Genomic DNA, 1,166 nt, shown 5'->3' on the forward strand with positions numbered 1-1,166 from the left:
TAGCTCTGGTGATCGAGGCGAGCGCGAATGGGCTCAGGAGCTTTCGAGTCATGCGGGTAAAATACTTCGATTGCATGATGACGGGCGTATTCCTGAAGATAACCCGTTTTACGCTGTAAAAGGCGCGCAGCCCGAGATCTGGGCATATGGCAACCGAAACCCGCAAGGCATGCATTATGACCTGGAAACCGATGTTCTTTGGTCAATAGAGCATGGGCCGAGAGGTGGTGATGAGGTCAATATCATTCAGCGTGGCGCGAATTATGGTTGGCCCGTTATCTCGTATGGTAAAGAGTATTGGGGCCCCATAGACGTTGGAGAAGGTACGCATCGTGAAGGCATGGAGCAACCGGTCAAGTACTATGTGCCTTCCATCGCGCCAAGCAGCTTGAGTATGTTTGGGAACAAGCTTTATGCTGGTGCGCTGAAGTTGCGTCACGTAAATGTGCTTGTGCTAGATGCATCAATGACGAGAGTGACGGCAGAACAGCGACTGTTCGAAAGTCTTGACGAACGGGTTCGCGATACGGTACTTGGGCCCGATCAGTGGATGTACTTTCTGACCGATTTGGGCAACTTATATCGTTTCGAGCCCTAAAAATCGAAATGTGCTAAGCGCGCACCTTGATGAGTTTCGCTCTGAGAATTTTCAATAAGTCTTCAGTGCGGACTTCAATATCCAGGCCTCTTCGGCCGCCGCTCACTAGCAAGGTTTCTAGGTGCTCTGCGGAGGCATCGACAATCGTCGGTAATCGTTTTTTCTGTCCGAACGGGCTAACACCACCCTTGATATAGCCCGTCGAGCGCTCAGCGTCTTCGACTTTGGCCATGCTTGCCTTCTTCGCGCCCAGTGCTTTTGCGGCACTTTTAAGATTGAGGCTTTCTGCAACAGGGATGATGACGCATGCCAACTTGCTAGCGTCTAGCTCGATGATGAGTGTTTTAAACACTTTCTCTGGATTAAAACCGAGCTTTTCTGCCGCTTCCAAACCGTAGGCACCATGGTTTGGATCATGCTCGTAGGCATGCACGGTATGAGAAATCTTCTGCTTGTTGAGTAGATTGATCGCGGGCGTCATGCTTGACGAGTTTACGTCTTTTTGTAGGCAATAAAAAAGGGCCCTTAGGCCCTTTTTAAACGTCACGATTTACTTTGTGTAGGCCGC

At 50.1% G+C, this 1,166-nt stretch carries 2 protein-coding genes; one reads left to right on the top strand and one right to left on the bottom strand.

Translation table 11 applies throughout. The features are described 5' to 3' along the window. A partial coding sequence (locus tag A3750_RS02680; protein WP_197474834.1) for a PQQ-dependent sugar dehydrogenase occupies window positions 1–598 on the top strand: 598 nt, incomplete at its 5' end. A gap of 13 nt (window positions 599–611) precedes the next feature. Here A3750_RS02680 and ybaK read toward each other — a convergent pair. Beyond that, a complete protein-coding gene (gene ybaK / locus A3750_RS02685; protein WP_369819915.1) occupies window positions 612–1,145 on the bottom strand; it encodes a Cys-tRNA(Pro) deacylase in 534 nt (177 codons plus the stop codon). Between the last annotated feature and the right edge of the window lie 21 nt (window positions 1,146–1,166).

Source organism: Oleiphilus sp. HI0079, assembly GCF_001635105.1.